Origin of the sequence: Amycolatopsis sp. NPDC051106 (assembly GCF_040682775.1) — a bacterium.
Taxonomy (GTDB): domain Bacteria; phylum Actinomycetota; class Actinomycetes; order Mycobacteriales; family Pseudonocardiaceae; genus Amycolatopsis.
The window spans coordinates 1-14,807 of record NZ_JBFBBQ010000009.1 but is presented as its reverse complement, the minus strand read 5'-3'; the positions used below and the strand labels follow the sequence as shown (position 1 = coordinate 14,807).

15 protein-coding genes are annotated in these 14,807 nt (G+C 70.5%); 12 read left to right on the top strand and 3 right to left on the bottom strand.

Features of this window, described 5'->3' with window-relative positions; translation table 11 throughout:
- Nucleotides 1-47: 47 nt before the first annotated feature.
- The 3 genes from AB0M83_RS09875 (at nucleotide 48) to AB0M83_RS09865 (ending at nucleotide 2,634) form a co-directional block, all read left to right on the top strand.
- Nucleotides 48-410, top strand: a complete 363-nt coding sequence (locus AB0M83_RS09875; protein ID WP_364515107.1) for a helix-turn-helix domain-containing protein — start codon at nucleotides 48-50, stop codon at nucleotides 408-410.
- A gap of 122 nt (nucleotides 411-532) precedes the next feature.
- Complete coding sequence (locus tag AB0M83_RS09870) at nucleotides 533-2,077, top strand: long-chain fatty acid--CoA ligase (protein WP_364515104.1); 1,545 nt, start codon at nucleotides 533-535, stop codon at nucleotides 2,075-2,077.
- Nucleotides 2,077-2,634, top strand: coding sequence for a TetR/AcrR family transcriptional regulator (locus tag AB0M83_RS09865; protein ID WP_364515101.1), 558 nt, complete (start codon nucleotides 2,077-2,079; stop codon nucleotides 2,632-2,634). The genes AB0M83_RS09870 and AB0M83_RS09865 overlap by 1 nt, the downstream gene beginning before the upstream one ends.
- Nucleotides 2,635-2,642: 8 nt before the next feature.
- Here AB0M83_RS09865 and AB0M83_RS09860 read toward each other — a convergent pair whose 3' ends face one another.
- On the bottom strand, nucleotides 2,643-3,593 hold the full coding sequence (locus tag AB0M83_RS09860; protein WP_364515098.1) for a WYL domain-containing protein: 951 nt from the start codon (nucleotides 3,591-3,593) through the stop codon (nucleotides 2,643-2,645).
- 114 nt (nucleotides 3,594-3,707) lie between these two features.
- On the opposite strand from AB0M83_RS09860, the gene AB0M83_RS09855 reads away from it, so the two are divergent.
- Nucleotides 3,708-4,670 carry an alpha/beta hydrolase gene (locus AB0M83_RS09855; protein ID WP_364515096.1) on the top strand — a complete coding sequence of 321 codons (963 nt, stop codon included), beginning with the start codon at nucleotides 3,708-3,710 and terminating at the stop codon, nucleotides 4,668-4,670.
- 5 nt (nucleotides 4,671-4,675) lie between these two features.
- Here the strand turns inward: AB0M83_RS09855 and AB0M83_RS09850 are convergent, their stop codons facing one another.
- The gene (locus AB0M83_RS09850) at nucleotides 4,676-5,068 is read right to left on the bottom strand and encodes a TIGR03618 family F420-dependent PPOX class oxidoreductase (protein ID WP_364515093.1); all 393 of its coding nucleotides are present in this window, start codon (nucleotides 5,066-5,068) and stop codon (nucleotides 4,676-4,678) included.
- 151 nt (nucleotides 5,069-5,219) lie between these two features.
- Here AB0M83_RS09850 and AB0M83_RS09845 point away from each other — a divergent pair, with 151 nt between their 5' ends.
- Nucleotides 5,220-6,425 carry a glycosyl hydrolase family 8 gene (locus tag AB0M83_RS09845; RefSeq protein ID WP_364515091.1) on the top strand — a complete coding sequence of 402 codons (1,206 nt, stop codon included), beginning with the start codon at nucleotides 5,220-5,222 and terminating at the stop codon, nucleotides 6,423-6,425.
- Between the two features lie 123 nt (nucleotides 6,426-6,548).
- Entirely contained in the window at nucleotides 6,549-7,130 is a 582-nt protein-coding gene (locus tag AB0M83_RS09840; protein WP_364515088.1) for an NADAR family protein, read from the top strand.
- Here the strand turns inward: AB0M83_RS09840 and AB0M83_RS09835 are convergent.
- Nucleotides 7,091-8,077: a Gfo/Idh/MocA family oxidoreductase gene (locus tag AB0M83_RS09835; RefSeq protein WP_364515085.1), complete on the bottom strand. Its 987-nt coding sequence runs from the start codon at nucleotides 8,075-8,077 to the stop codon at nucleotides 7,091-7,093. The genes AB0M83_RS09840 and AB0M83_RS09835 overlap by 40 nt on opposite strands.
- A 96-nt stretch (nucleotides 8,078-8,173) precedes the next feature.
- On the opposite strand from AB0M83_RS09835, the gene AB0M83_RS09830 reads away from it, so the two are divergent.
- The 6 genes from AB0M83_RS09830 (at nucleotide 8,174) to AB0M83_RS09805 (ending at nucleotide 14,672) form a co-directional block, all read left to right on the top strand.
- Nucleotides 8,174-9,121, top strand: a complete 948-nt coding sequence (locus AB0M83_RS09830; RefSeq protein ID WP_364515082.1) for an ABC transporter substrate-binding protein — start codon at nucleotides 8,174-8,176, stop codon at nucleotides 9,119-9,121.
- Complete coding sequence (locus AB0M83_RS09825; protein WP_364515079.1) at nucleotides 9,108-9,995, top strand: amino acid ABC transporter permease; 888 nt, start codon at nucleotides 9,108-9,110, stop codon at nucleotides 9,993-9,995. The genes AB0M83_RS09830 and AB0M83_RS09825 overlap by 14 nt, the downstream gene beginning before the upstream one ends.
- Nucleotides 9,988-10,755, top strand: coding sequence for an amino acid ABC transporter ATP-binding protein (locus AB0M83_RS09820; RefSeq protein WP_364515076.1), 768 nt, complete (start codon nucleotides 9,988-9,990; stop codon nucleotides 10,753-10,755). Before AB0M83_RS09825 ends, AB0M83_RS09820 begins: the two co-directional genes overlap by 8 nt.
- The gene (locus AB0M83_RS09815; protein WP_364515073.1) at nucleotides 10,752-12,470 is read left to right on the top strand and encodes an aminotransferase class V-fold PLP-dependent enzyme; all 1,719 of its coding nucleotides are present in this window, start codon (nucleotides 10,752-10,754) and stop codon (nucleotides 12,468-12,470) included. The genes AB0M83_RS09820 and AB0M83_RS09815 overlap by 4 nt, the downstream gene beginning before the upstream one ends.
- Nucleotides 12,471-12,514: 44 nt before the next feature.
- Nucleotides 12,515-12,892 (top strand): hypothetical protein, encoded by a 378-nt coding sequence (locus AB0M83_RS09810; protein ID WP_364515070.1) that lies wholly within the window; start codon nucleotides 12,515-12,517, stop codon nucleotides 12,890-12,892.
- Between the two features lie 229 nt (nucleotides 12,893-13,121).
- Nucleotides 13,122-14,672 carry an alpha/beta hydrolase gene (locus AB0M83_RS09805; protein ID WP_364515412.1) on the top strand — a complete coding sequence of 517 codons (1,551 nt, stop codon included), beginning with the start codon at nucleotides 13,122-13,124 and terminating at the stop codon, nucleotides 14,670-14,672.
- Nucleotides 14,673-14,807 lie beyond the last annotated feature (135 nt).

Genomic DNA, 14,807 nt, shown 5'->3' with positions numbered 1-14,807 from the left:
TGCCGGGCGGTACGGAAGAAGGCACTTTTCGGTGACGGGGGAACCAGATGGTGACCAAGCAGGACGCGGACCTTTCGCGGGCGGATTCCCTCGCGCGCGAGATCTTCTCGGACGTCGCCAACAAGTGGGCGTTGCTGATCATCGAGACGATCGGCGACGGCACCCTCCGCTTCAGCGAAGTGCGGGACGCGGTCGAGGGCATCAGCCACAAGATGCTCACCCAGAACCTGCGCATGCTGGAGCGCAACGGGCTCATCGAGCGCGAGGTGCACCCGACGGTGCCGCCGCGGGTCGAGTACACCCTCACCGAACCGGGGCAGGGGCTGCGCGCGACCGTCGACGCGATGTGCGGCTGGACGCAGCGGTACCTCGGGGACATCGAGACCGCCCGCCGCCGGTTCGGCGCCTGACACGGCAAGAACAAACGGGCAGACCGGGCGTTCCGGTCATCCCTGTCCGGTATTGACGCCCGGCGGGCCGCGCCGCACCATAGAGCGGTCTATGGTCCAGCGCCGGCCGAAGGAGCACCGCCATGCCCGAAGACGTCCGCCCCCGGGTCCGGCTGTTCGGCGAGCTCCTGGCCCATTGGGCGCGCGAACGATCCGGTGACACGGCGCTGATCTTCGGCGACCGGTCCTGGACCTGGGCGGAGTTCGACGAGCGGGTCCGCCGGCTGTCGGGTGCGCTCGCGGGCGCCGGGGTCACCCGCGGCGACCGGGTCGCCTTCGTCGACAAGAACCACCCCGCCTGCCTGGAGACGACCTTCGCGGCGGCCGGCGTCGGTGCCGCGAACGCGGTGGTCAACTGGCGGCTTTCCGGCGACGAACTGGCGTACGTCCTCGCGGACGCGGGCGCGAAGGTGGTCTTCGTCGGCGCCGAGCTCGTGCCCGCCCTCGACGCGGTCCGCGACCGCCTGCCCGCGCTGGAACGCGTGATCGTCGTCGGCGGGGACCAGGACGAGTACGAGCCGTTCCTGACGGGCGCCGAGCCGTACACCGGGTCCGCGCTCGACGAAGACGACGGTGTCCTGATCATGTACACCAGCGGCACCACCGGCTTCCCGAAGGGCGCGGTGCTCACGCACCGCAGCGTCATCGCCCACGGCCTCGCCGCGGGCACCGCGTTCCCGATCGGCCCGGGCGACGTCAACCTCGTCGCGATGCCGCTGTTCCACGTCGGCGGCAGCTGCTACGCCGTTTCCGGTTTCCTCTACGGCGAGCCGTCCTATCTGACCCGCGAGCCGGACGCGGCGTCGCTGTTCGCGGCGTTGCAAGCCGGGATCACGCACGCCTTCCTGGTGCCCGCCGTGGTCGCCGGGATCGCGCAGGCCGGCGAGGCCGCGCTCAAGGCGTTCTCCCGGCTGAAGTACCTCTGCTACGGCGCTTCGCCGATGCCGCTCCCGTTGCTGCGCACGGTGCTCGCCGCCTGGCCGGACGTCAAGTTCGCGCAGGTCTACGGCATGACCGAGCTGTCCGGTGCGGTCACCGCGCTCGATCCGGACGCGCACCGGGACGCCTCGCGTCCCGAGCGGCTGGCGTCGGCGGGCACCGCACTGTCCGGTGTGGACATCCGGATCGTCGACCCGGTGACCCTCGAAGACAGCGCCACCGGCGAGGTCTGGATCCGCACCGAGCAGCGGATGGCCGGCTACCTCGGCAAGCCGGAGGCGACCGCGGAGACCATAGTGGACGGCTGGGTGCGCACCGGCGACGTCGGCCGCCTCGACGACGGCGGGTTCCTCTTCCTCGAGGACCGCGTCAAGGACATGATCATCACCGGCGGCGAGAACGTCTACTCGCCCGAGGTCGAGCGCGTCGTCGCGGAGTTCCCCGGCGTGGCCGAGGTCGCCGTGATCGGCGTGCCGGACGACCGGTGGGGCGAGCAGGTCAAGGCCGTCGTCGCCGGGGACCAGGTCGACGCCGACAAGCTGATGGAGTTCTGCCGCGAGCGCCTGGCCCACTACAAGTGCCCGCGCAGCGTCGACGTCGTGGAAGCGTTGCCGCGCAACGCGACCGGCAAGATCCTCAAGCGCTCGCTGCGCGAACCGTACTGGCGGGACCGGGACCGGAACGTCTGATGCCCCCGGTCAGGCGGCAGGCGTACTTCGCGGCCGCGCTGGACGTGCTGGCGGAACACGGGTTCACCGAGCTGAACGTCGGCCGGCTGTGCCGCGACCTCGGCGTGACGAGCGGATCGTTCTACCACCACTTCGGCGGCTGGCCGGGCTTCGTGGAGCAGCTCCTGGACCACTGGGAGAACCGGCAGGTGCTCATCCTGCGCGAACGCAACTTCGGCAGCGGCGGCCCGTCGGCGGACTTCGCCGCGCTGATGGACCTGACGCTCGGGCTGCCGCACGAAGCCGAGGCCGCCATCCGCGCGTGGGCGGCGAACGACGAAACCGTGCGAGCGGCGCAGAAGCGCGTGGACTCCGCGCGGCTGCGGACGGTCGGCCGGGCGGTCAAGGGCATCGTCGGCGACCGCGACCTCGCGCGGACGCTCACGTCCCTGGGTATGGCGGTGCTGGTGGGGCACCAGCAGCTGGCGTCGGCGGGGGAGCACAGCGAGCTGGCGACCCTGCTGGCGGAGTACACGCGGCTGGTGCACGCCCGCGCGGGTCGGCGTACAGGCCTCTGAAGGCCGTCTCAGCCGTACCGCTCGACGAGTGCGCCGCCGATCGAGGCCAGGCGGTCTCGCACACCCGCGGGGCCGGTCACCTCGAGCCATTCGACGAGGCCGGCGAGCTCGCCGGCGAGCGCGTACTCGTTGTAGCCGCGGATCACGACCTCGATGCGGCCGTCGGTCGTGGAGCCGCCGACCTCGAGCCGGTCGCCGAGCACCATCCGGAGCCGGGCCATCCCGCTGACCGTGCAGGTCGCCTGGATCTCGAGGGGCGTCCGCCGGCGGTCGACCTCGTCGGCGATTTCGCGCCAGCTCTCGGCGAGGTCGAACCCGCCGGGCCGGTGCACGGGATCGCCGGTCGGGTCGGCGGACGACACGCGGTCGATCCGGAAGGTCCGCCGGCCCGCTTCGGTGCCGCAGACCAGGTACCACAACGGGCCTTTGGCGACGATGCCCAGCGGGTGGACGGTCCTCCCGGTTTCGGCGCCGGTGCTGTCGACGTAGCCGAGCCGCACCTGGACACCGCGGATCACCGCGTCCTGCAGCTCGTCGAGGAAGCGAGGCGGCGGCCGGTGCTCGACCCGGCTCGACCCCCACCGTTGCGGGTCCATGACCAGCGACGCGGCCGCCGCCTCGGCCGGCCCCCGGAAAGGCTCCGGCAGGGCCCGCACGAGCTTGCGCAGCGCCGCTTTCACGGCCGGCGTCGCGGCCGAGGCCGGGCCGGCGACCAGGAACAGGGCGCGCGCCTCGCCCGCGGTCAGCCCGGACAGGTCGGTGCGCGCGCCGCCCACGAGGCGCCAGCCGCCGCCCCGGCCCTGGATCGAGTAGACGGGCACGCCGGCCATGGCCAGGGCGTCGAAGTCACGGCGGGCGGTGCGCTCGGACACCTCCAGCTCCCGCGCGACGTCGGCTGCCGTCAGCTGTTCGCGCTGTTGCAGCAGCAGAAGGACGGCCATCAGCCGGTCGGCTCGCACACCGCCCACACTCCCACAGGAAACCGGTTACGGGATGACCTGTTTCGGTCGGCACGATGGCGACCTGACCGCATCGGCCGTCGCGGACGCGCCGAACGACAGAGAGGAAACGCCATGGTCGATCCGACCGACTTCCCGGAACCCACCCTTGTCTCCGTCAACGGTGTGGAACTCGAGGTCTTCGAAGCGGGCCGGGAGAACGCGGGAAAGCCCATCGTGCTCTGTCACGGCTGGCCGGAGCACGCCTTTTCCTGGCGCCACCAAGTGCCGGCCCTGGCCGCGGCGGGCTACCACGTGATCGTCCCGAACCAGCGGGGCTACGGCAACTCGTCGTGTCCGGCCGAAGTGACGGACTACGACATCGAGCACCTGTCGGGTGACCTCGTCGCACTCCTCGATCACTACGGCTACGAGGACGCCACCTTCGTCGGCCACGACTGGGGCGCCTTCGTCGTCTGGGGCCTGACCTTGCTGCACCCGAAGCGGGTGAACGGCGTGGTGGCGCTGAGCCTGCCCTACCAGGCGCGCGGAGAGACGCCCTGGATCGAATCCATGGAGGCCGTACTCGGCGGGGACTTCTACTTCGTCCACTTCAACCGGCAGCCGGGCGTCGCGGACGCCGTGCTCGACCGGCACCCGGCCCGGTTCCTGCGCAACGTGTTCCGGAAGAACCAGCCCCCGGAACCGCCTCGGCCGGGGATGGCGATGATCGAGCTCGCCCGGGCGGAGACACCCCTCGGCGAGCCCGTCATGAGCGACCGCGAACTGGCCGTCTTCGTCTCCGCCTTCGAGTCGACGGGCTTCACGAGCAGCATCAACTGGTACCGGAACCTCGACCGCAACTGGCGCCTGCTGGCCGACGTGGACCCGGTCGTCCGGCAGCCCGCGCTCATGGTCTACGGCGACCGTGACCCGGTCCTGAGGTCGGCACGGCTGGAAGAGTTCGTGCCCGACGTGGAAGTGACGAGCCTGGACTGCGGTCACTGGATCCAGCAGGAAAAGCCGGCCGAGACGAACCAGGTGATCTTGCGGTGGCTGGAGCGGCGGGCCGCCGTCCCCGGCGTGTCCGGGGGTTAGGGGAGTCAGGCGTTGCCGAGGATCCGGCTCACCGCGATCTCCAGGACCACCCGCTGCGGGTTCGGCTTGGGCTGCCGGTAGCGCGCGGCGTAGCGGTTTTCCGCGTCCCGCACCGAGTCCGGGTCGTCGCGCAGGATCGCGCGTCCCTCCAAAGTGGACCACTTCGGGCCTTCGAGCTGGCAGACCGCGACCGGGACGCCGGCGGAGCCGGCGGCGCGGATCAGCCGGGCCTTGACCGACGACGAGAACGTGATGACGCGGGCGAGCCCGGCGTCGAAGTCCACGGTCACGCCGACCGCGACGACGTGCGGGGTGCCGTCCGGCCGGACCGTCGTCAGGGTGGCCAGGCGGCGCTCGGTCCAGAAGGCGCGGAAGTCCGCGCCGCGGTCGATCATCATGTCCGCCACGCTAGTCCGTCCGGGTGCCCGGACGGTCGTGAGGCCACTCACGGTCATTGTAAGGAAAGTTTCCTAACGGTCTTGACCTGGTCTTGAACCGTCTGTCACGCTCTGAACCGCCATCGCCGCAGCCAACGATGTCGGAGGATTCATGAAGAAGATCGTCCGGGCGGTGGTGGCCACGGCCGCCCTGGCCGCCGGGCTGTTGAGCGTGCCCGCGAGCGCGTCGGCGGCCGGTACCCCGTACGTGCCGGGGACGCTGCGGCCGTCCGTCTCGCAGGCCACGCAGGACCAGGCGCTGCAGAAGTACTACGACTTCTGGAAGAAGAACTTCCTGACGACCAAGTGCGGCAGCGGCACCTACGCGGTGCTGTCGAAGGACGCCGACCACTCGTTCGTCGCCGAGGGGGAGGGCTACGGCCTGACGATCTCGGCGATGATGGCCGGCAAGGACACGCAGGCCCGCTCGATCGTCGACGGGATCCTGAAGTTCGTGAAGGCCCACCCGTCGGTCAACAACAAGGACCTGCACGCGGCTGAGCAGGATTCGAACTGCAAGAGCGTCAACGGCAGCGACTCCGCCACCGACGGCGACCTCGAAATCGCGTACGGCCTCCTGATCGCGGACCAGAAGTGGGGCAGCGCGGGCTCGGTCAACTACAAGGCCGAGGCCGTCCGGATCATCAACGCGATCAAGAAGTCCGAGGTCAACGGCACCACGAAGTTCACGCTGCTGGGTGACTGGGGCAACGACGCGGAGTACAAGAACAGCTCGCGCTCGTCCGACTGGATGCCCGGGCACCTGCGGGCGTTCGCGAAGGCGACCGGCGACAGCTTCTGGGACTCGGTGCGGACTCGTTCGGAGACAGCGGTGAGCCAGCTGCAGTCCCAGTACGCGCCGAACACCGGACTGCTGCCGGACTTCGTCGTCAACACGAACTCGACGCCGAAGCCGGCGCCGGCGGAGTTCCTCGAGGGCCCGTACGACGGCAAGTACAGCTGGAACGCCTGCCGCGACCCGTGGCGCCTGGGCGCGGACGCGATCTCGTTCTCCGGCAGCGCGGCCGCGGCGCAGGTCCGCAAGATGAACGCGTGGATCAAGTCCGCGACGGGCGGTGACCCGGCGAAGATCCAGAGCGGCTACTCGCTGTCGGGCACGAAGACCGAGAGTGGTCAGCACCCGTGCTTCACCGCCCCGTTCGCGGTGGCGGCGATGACGGACCCGGGCAGCCAGGCGTGGCTCGACAAGCTGTGGACGGCGGTCTCGTCGTGGACTCCGGACTCGACGGACTACTACGGGACCGGCATCACGGTCCAGGTACTGCTGATCCTGTCCGGCAACTACGTGGCGGCGTAGGGGGTCGCAAGTCCGTGAATGTCGCATTGAGGGACTTGGAGTCCCTCAATGCGACATTCACGGCTTTCGGAGCCGCCGGAAAATGGGGCGCGGGGCGAGGGCCTGGTGCGTGAGACTGGCGCCATGACCGGTAGCCCGCGCAGTGTCGAGGAGCTGACCCGCGCTCTCGACGCGGGCCGGCGGTTCAAGTACGTGTACTTCTGGGGCCACCGGCCGCCGCGTGGTGGCGGGGTGGGTGCCGGGTGCTTCAGTCAGTGGTGGCCGTCGCCGTTCGAGGTCGACGGGGTCCGGTTCGCCACCGCCGAGCACTACATGATGTGGCGCAAGGCGCGGCTCTTCGGCGACGAAGAGGTCGCGGCGCAGGTGCTGACCGCGGTGCACCCGAAGCAGGCCAAGGACTTCGGCCGCCGGGTGCGCGGGTTCGACGAAGAGGCTTGGGTGGCTCACCGCTACGACATCGTGGTCGACGGGAACGCCGCCAAGTTCGCCCAGAACCCCGACCTGCGCCGGTACCTGGCCGGCACCGGGGAACGAGTGCTGGTCGAGGCGAGCCCGGTCGACCGCGTCTGGGGTATCGGTCTCGCGGTGGACGATCCGCGGGCGGAGAAGCCGCGCGCTTGGCGGGGTCTCAACCTGCTCGGCTTCGCCCTCGCCGACGTGCGGGCTCAGCTGGGTTCGCGCAGCGGCAGTCCCGCGGCGCGGTAGATCTCGTCGATCACGGTCATCGTTTCGATCGCGTCGGCCGGTGAGGTTTTCACCGGTTCGCCTCGCAGGACTGCCGCCGCGAACGCGTCCAGTTGGTACGCGTACGTTGCCCGGCGGGGGAACTTCTCCGTGCGCCGCTCGTCGCCGATGCGGACCGAGAACCGGTGGTACGCCTGTGGCATCAGCGGGTTGACCACGCTGATCGACCCGCGCGACCCGATCACCTTCGCGCTGATCTTCAAGACCGAAGACGACCACATCGAGCACTCCACCCGGCCCGTGTGGCCCGACGGGAACTTCAGCTCCGCCGTCATAGCCCGGTCGACGCGGGACGAACGCAGCTTCGCGGAAGCCGAAACCACCGAAGGGGTCTCGCCGCCGCCGAACGTCCGGGCCATGTGGACCGCGTAGCAGCCCGCGTCCATCGTCGCGCCGCCCGCCAATGCGTAGTCGTAGCGGATGTCCGAGAACTTCGGCAGCGGGAAGCTCAACGCCGTCTCGACGCGCTCGAGCGTCCCCAGTTCGCCCGATGCCACGAGCTCCTCCACCCGCAGCGCCAGGGGGTGGTAGCGGTAGTGGAACGCCTCCATCACGACGCGGCCGGAAGCTTCGGCCACCCGGGCGATCTCGCGCGCCTCCGCCGCGTTGGCCGTGAACGGCTTCTCGCACAGCACGTGCTTGCCCGCCTCCAGCGCCGCCCGGGTCCACCGGCCGTGCAGGCCGTTCGGCAGCGGGTTGTACACCGCGTCGATGTCCGGATCGGCGAGCAGCGCTTCGTAGGACGAGTGCGTCCGCGGGATGCCGTGCCGGGTCGCAAACGCTTGCGCGCGCTCGAGGGAACGCGCCGCGATCGCCACGACGTCCACTTCGGAGTGGGAAGAAGCGGGCTTGACCAGGGCAGCGGGGGCGATGCGGGCCGCCCCGAGGATGCCGATCCGCAGGCTCATGCGCGCAAGCTAGCACCGGTTCAGATTTCAACAGGGAGTTGACCTCTTCAACAACGAGTTGTACCGTTCCCGCCAGCCGAACAGTGGAGGTCCGTTATGTCCCGTTCCCGTGCCGCACAGGCAGTGCTGCTCGCGAGCCTGGCCGTCCTCGTGACGGCCTGTGGTGGTGGTCCGGACGGCGCCGGCGGGACGTCGCAGGCCGCCGGCGCGCCCGCGTCCGGGATCCCGGACACCGCGGCGATCGTCCAGGGCGTGCAGAAGGACGCCCAGCTCAACGCCGCCCTGCCGGACAACGTCAAGCAAGCGGGCCTGCACCTGGCGTCGAACCTGCAGTCCGCGCCCAACAACTTCTACGCCGCCGACGGCAAGACCCCGATCGGCTACGAGGTCGACCTCGCCAAGGCGATCGCCGCCAAGCTCGGCGTCGCCGTGTCCCACCAGGACATGGCGTTCGGCTCGCTCATCACCAGCCTCCAGTCCGGCCGCATCGACCTGACCATGGCCGGCATGAACGACACCAAGGCCCGCCAGGCGCAGATCGACTTCGTCGACTACTTCACCTCGGGCATCACGATCATGATCCGCAAGGGCAATCCGGACAGCATCACCGGACCGGACGCGCTCTGCGGCAAGAACGTCGCCGTAGTGCAGGGCACCAGCCACCAGAAGTTCGCCGAGGCGCAGAGCACCAAGTGCACGCAGGCCGGCAAGCCCGCGGTCACCGTCACCGCGACCGACAGCGACAACCAGAACCAGAACCAGCTGCGCACCGGCCGCGTCGCGGCGATCCTCAACGACCTGCCCAGCGCCGTCTACATCTCCCGGACCGCCGGTGACGGCAAGTTCTTCGAGGTCGTCCCCGGCGAGCCGATCGAGGGCGGGCCGTACGGCATCGGCGTCAACAAGACCAACACGGCGCTGCGCGACTCCGTGCAGAAGGCGCTGCAGGCCCTGATCAGCGACGGCACGTACGGCAAGATCCTCCAGGCGTGGGGTGTCGAGCAGGGCGCCATCAAGGAGGCCGCGGTCAATGGCGGCTCCTGACCCGGCTGAACCGCTGCCCATCGTCCGGCTGAGGCACTGGGGACGCTGGGTCGCCGCCGCGATCATCCTGGCCCTGCTGGTGCTGCTGGGCATCGCGCTCGGCAACGCGCAGATCGCGTGGAGCCAGGTCCCGGACTTCGTCTTCTTCAAGGTGATGGCGACCGGCCTGCTCAACACGGTCGTGCTGGCCGTGCTGTCGCAGGGCGTCGCGATCGTGCTGGGCGTCGTCATCGCCCTGCTGCGGCGCAGCGCCAACCCGGTCGCCCGGTGGTTCGCCGCCGGCTACATCTGGATCTTCCGCGGCCTGCCGGTGCTGCTGCAGATCCTCCTCTGGTACAACCTGGCGCTCGTCTTCCCGGTCATCGACATCCCGTTCCTGGTCCACGAGCAGACGAACGTGCTGATCAGCGCGTTCACCGCCGCGTTCCTCGGCCTGGCGCTCAACGAGAGCGCGTACATGGCCGAGATCGTCCGGGCCGGGCTGAACAGCGTCGACAGCGGGCAGACCGAAGCGGCGAAGTCGATCGGCATGACGCCGGCCGCGACGCTGCGCCGGGTCGTGCTGCCGCAGGCGATGCGCGTGATCATCCCGCCGACCGGCAACGACTTCATCAACATGCTCAAGGGCACCTCGATGGCGTCGGTGATCGGCGTGACCGAGCTGATCCACGCGGCCAACAACATCTCGTCGAACAACCTGCTGGTCATGGAGACGCTGCTGGCCGCGGCCGTCTGGTACATGGTCGTGGTGACCGTCGCCGGGGTCGGCCAGCACTACCTGGAACGTTCGTTCGGGCAGGCCGACCGGGGACCGCTTTCCCGCGCGGGCAAGGCGTTGCGCGGCGTGCCGCTGGTGAGGAGTGCCCGTGTCTGAGCCGCTGCTGCGCGCCGTCGGCGTCAAGAAGTCCTACGGGCACACCGAAGTCCTCGGCGGCATCGACCTCGAAGTCCACAAGGGACAGGTCGTCTGCCTGCTCGGCCCGTCCGGCGCCGGGAAGAGCACGTTCCTGCGCTGCATCAACCACCTCGAGACGATCGACGCCGGCCAGATCTGGGTCGACGGCGAGGCGATCGGCTTCCGGCAGCGCGGCGGCAAGCTGTACGAGCTGCGCGAACGCGACGTCGCCCGCCAGCGCCGGGACATCGGCATGGTGTTCCAGCGGTTCAACCTGTTCGCGCACCGGACGGCGCTGGAGAACGTCGTCGAGGGCCCGATCCGGGTGCTCGGCCTCAAGCCGGACGAAGCCCGCAAGCAGGGGCTGGAGCTGCTGGACCGCGTCGGCCTCGGGCACCGCGGCGACGCCTACCCGGCGCAGCTGTCCGGCGGGCAGCAGCAGCGCGTCGCGATCGCGCGGTCGCTGGCGATGAAACCGAAGCTGATGCTGTTCGACGAGCCGACGTCGGCGCTGGACCCCGAGCTGGTCGGGGAGGTGCTGGAAGTGATGAGTACGTTGGCGGGGGAGGGGATGACGATGGTCGTCGTGACGCACGAGATGAGCTTCGCCGCGGAAGCCGCCGACGAGGTGGTGTTCCTGGCCGACGGCGCGGTCGTCGAGACCGGGCCGCCGTCGGAGGTGCTGAGCGCGCCGAAGCACGAGCGCACCCGGCAGTTCCTGGCGAGGATCCTCGCGTGACGCGGATTTCGCCCCGGTACCTGCTCCAGTTCGACGAGCCCGCCGGCTACCTCGACTTCGCCCGGTTCGGCCCGCCGTCGCACGCGGTGCTCGACACGACGGCCGCCCTGCTCGACCAGGCCACCACGGCCGGTCCGTCCACTGTGGACGAGCTGATGCGGCAGGAGATCCGCGCCAAGGCGGCCGCCGCGCGGCTGTCCGGCTCGGACACCGACCACACCGTCCTGCTGCCCAACACCAGTCTCGGGTTGTTCCAGGCCGCGTTCCACAGCAGCGGTGACGTCCTGGTGTCGGCCGCCGAGTTCCCCGCCAACACCTACCCGTGGGCACGGGCCGAACAGGCCGGCCGGCTGCGCGTACGGCGTCTGACCGGCGGTTACGTGACGCCTTCGCGGGTCGCCGAGGCACTGACTCCGGAGATCACGACGGTCACCGTCAGCGCGGTCGACTTCCGCACCGGCTTCCGCGCCGACCTCGCGGCGCTGCGCGACGTCGTCGGCGACCGGCTGCTGGTCGTCGACGGCATCCAGGGCTTCGGCGTGGTCGAGGAACCGTGGGAGGTCGCCGACGTCCTGGTCGTCGGCGGGCAGAAGTGGCTGCGCGCGGGCTGGGGGACCGGCTTCGCGGTGCTGTCCGACCGCGCTTTGGAGCGGATGGATCCGGTGTTCTCCGGCTGGACCGGCGCCCGCGACCCGGGCCTGTTCGACGACGAGATCCACCCGCCCGACGCCACCGCCCAGGCCTGGTCCATCTCCAACCTCAGCCCCATCACGTCCGGCGCGTTCGCCGAGGCCCTCGAACTCGTCGAGGACGCGGGCGTCGGCGCCATCGCGGCGCGGATCGCCGAGCGGATCGCGTCCTTCGAGGAGGTGCTGGCGTCCTGCGGCGCCGAGGTCGTGTCGGCGACCGAACGGCGCGCGGGAATCCTGGCGTTCACGCTGCCCGGCCACCCGGCCGAGCAGGTCGGCGCGGCGCTGGCCACCGCCGGGATCGCGGCGACCGTGCGGCCCGAGCACGTCCGGTTGTCGCCGCACGCGTCGACCCCGGCGGCGGCCGCGGATCTGCTGCGCGAGGCGTTGGAGACGCTGACCAAGCCGCGCGAACCGCTGGCCGTCCCGGCGGCCGGCGCGACCACGCACGAGGTGCTGACCGCGCTGGTGCCGGCGATCCCGGGGCTCGCCGCGATGCTCGGGCCGGGCAACGAGGTGCTGCTGCACGACCTCAGCCGGCTGCCGGACTCGATCGTCGCGATCGCGGGCGACCTCACCGGCCGCAGCGTCGGCGGGCCGATGACCGACCTGCTGCTCGGCCTGGTCCGCCGCGGCACGACCCAGGACCTGACGAACTACCGCACGCACGGCCCGGACGGCCGCGCGATCCGTTCGTCGACGCTGTTCCTGCGCGACGCGGACGGGGTCGCGGTCGGCTGCTTGTGCGTCAACAGCGTGGACGCGTCGGCATCGGCGGGCGGCAACGGCGAGCCGGAGACTTTCCCCCCGGACGTCGACAGCCTGCAGCGGTTCCTCGTCGACCGGGCGGTGACCAAGGCCGGGATCCCGGTGGACCTCATGAAGAAGCGGCACAAGGCGGCGGTGGTCCGGGAGCTCGACGAAGCCGGTTATTTCCTCATCAAGGACGCGGTCGACCACCTGGCCGGGCGCCTCGACGTCACGCGCTACACGATCTACAACTACCTCAACGAGATCCGTGCCTGATCGGGGCCTTGCCCACGCTCGTTCCGGGGCGCACCATGGCGCGCATGACCGAACCGGACACGCGGCGGGCGGTGCTTCGCCTCGAAGCGGCGGACGCCGACGCGGAGGAGCTCGACCGGCTCGCCCGGCGCCTGCGTGCGGAGCTGGGTGAGCTCGACGTCGAGCTGCGGGCGGTGCCGGGTGAGCTGCCGGACGGCGCGAAGGCGGCCGACCCGGTGACGGTCGGCTCGCTGCTGGTGGCGTTCAGCGCGGCGGGCGGCGTGTTCCCCGGCCTGGTCGAGACGCTGCGCGAGTGGCTGGGCCGCCAGGCGGGCCGCCACAAGATCACGATGACGATCGACGGCGACACGGTCGAGCTGGAGCGGGCGACCTCGGCCGAGCGGCAGCAGCTGATCGAGGCGTTCGTCCAGCGGCACGCCTGATCGGCCACGGACCGGCCGCACCGTCCACATCGGACGGTGCCGCCCGGCCGGGCGGCACCGCCGGACCGGCGTATCCGATTTCCGCCTTTCGTAGGGCATTCGCGGTCACCCTCCCCGTTTGCGGTCCCCGGAGGCCGCCGGCGGGTCTAGGGTTCAGCCGCTCGAAGCCGTAGCCGAAAGGGAGAAAACAGTGAGACGTGCCATTTCTTCCGTGGTGACCGTCGCCGCGGTGGTCGCCGCCGCGGTGGCGTCCGCGCTCGTGGCCGCGCCGGCCGCGTCCGCGGCGCCCGCACCGGCGGCCGGGACGATCGCCTGGGGGCCGTGTACCGATCCCACGCTCGTCACCGCCGGCGCCGAATGCGGGTACCTGGGGGTGCCGCTCGACTACTCGAAGCCCCGCGGCGAGCAGGTCCAGCTCGCCGTCAGCCGCGTCAAGCACAAGGTCGCCGACGCGCAGTACCAGGGCGTCATGCTGACCAACCCGGGTGGTCCCGGCGGCTCGGGCCTGCTGCTGGCGACGCGCGGTCCGCGCGTCCCGAACCACGCCGGCGACGCCTACGACTGGATCGGCTTCGACCCGCGCGGTGTCGGCGCGAGCAAGCCCGCGTTGAGCTGCGACCCGAACTACATGGACTACGACCGGCCGCAGTACGTGCCCTTGACCCCGCAGCTCGAGCGGACCTGGCTCGGCCGCGCCAAGGGCTACGCCGACGCGTGCGCGAAGAACAACTCGAAGGCCCTGCTGGAGAACATGAAGACGACCGACACGGTCAAGGACATGGACTCCCTCCGGAAGGCGCTCGGCCAGAAGCAGCTGAACTTCTACGGCTACTCCTACGGCACCTACCTCGGCCAGGTGTACGGCTCGCTGTACCCGCAGAACGTGCGCCGGATGGTGCTCGACTCGACGGTCGACCCGCGCGGTGTCTGGTACGGCGACAACCTGAACCAGGACGTCGCGTTCGACAAGAACATCCTCATCTGGTTCGGCTGGCTCGCCCAGCACGACGACGTCTACCACCTCGGCAAGACGCAGTCCGCGGTGCAGCGCGTGGTCAACGAGCAGCTGCTCAAGGCGCAGTTCAACCCCGCCGGCGGAGTGATCGGCCCGGACGAGATCCTCGACGTCATCCAGCAGGCGTCGTACTACCAGCTGCGATGGACGCTCCTGGGCGACGCGCTTTCGCGGTTCGTCAACCAGGGTGACTGGCAGAACTGGCAGTCGCTGTTCGAGGCGTTCGGCGGCCGCGGTGACGACAACGGCTACGCGGTGTACCTGGCCGTCCAGTGCTCCGACGTGCAGTGGCCGCAGAGCTGGAACCAGTGGAAGAGCGACAACTGGAAGACGTTCGCCAAGGCGCCGTACTTCACCTGGCAGAACGCCTGGTTCAACGCGCCGTGCCTGTACTGGCCGGCGAAGGCGGGCAAGCCGGCGAAGATCGACGGGCGCGGCGTGCAGAGCGTGCTGATGATCGACGAGACCCTCGACGCGGCGACGCCGTACGAGGGCAGCCTCGAGGTCCGCAGCCGCTTCCCGGGCGCGTCGCTGATCGCGGAGCCGGGCGGCACGAGCCACGCGATCACCCCGCGCGGCAACGCGTGCGTCGACAACAAGATCGCGGACTACCTGGCGACGGGCGCGCTCCCGGCCCGCAAGCCGGGCCGCACGGCCGACGTCGAGTGCGCCCCGCTGCCCCAGCCGACGCCCCCGGCGCCGACGGCGGCGAAGGCCGACTTGAGTGCCACCCAGGGTCTGGTTGCCGGCCGGTTCACCGGCTGACCTGCGAAAACCCGTAACGGACGGGGTGCCGGGCGTGCTGCCCGGCACCCCGTTTCGCGTTAGGTCACCTCAAGCGCCCCAATGTGGCCTTGGTTGCGTTGAACGCACCGAAGGCCGCCTTGGGTGCGTTCAACG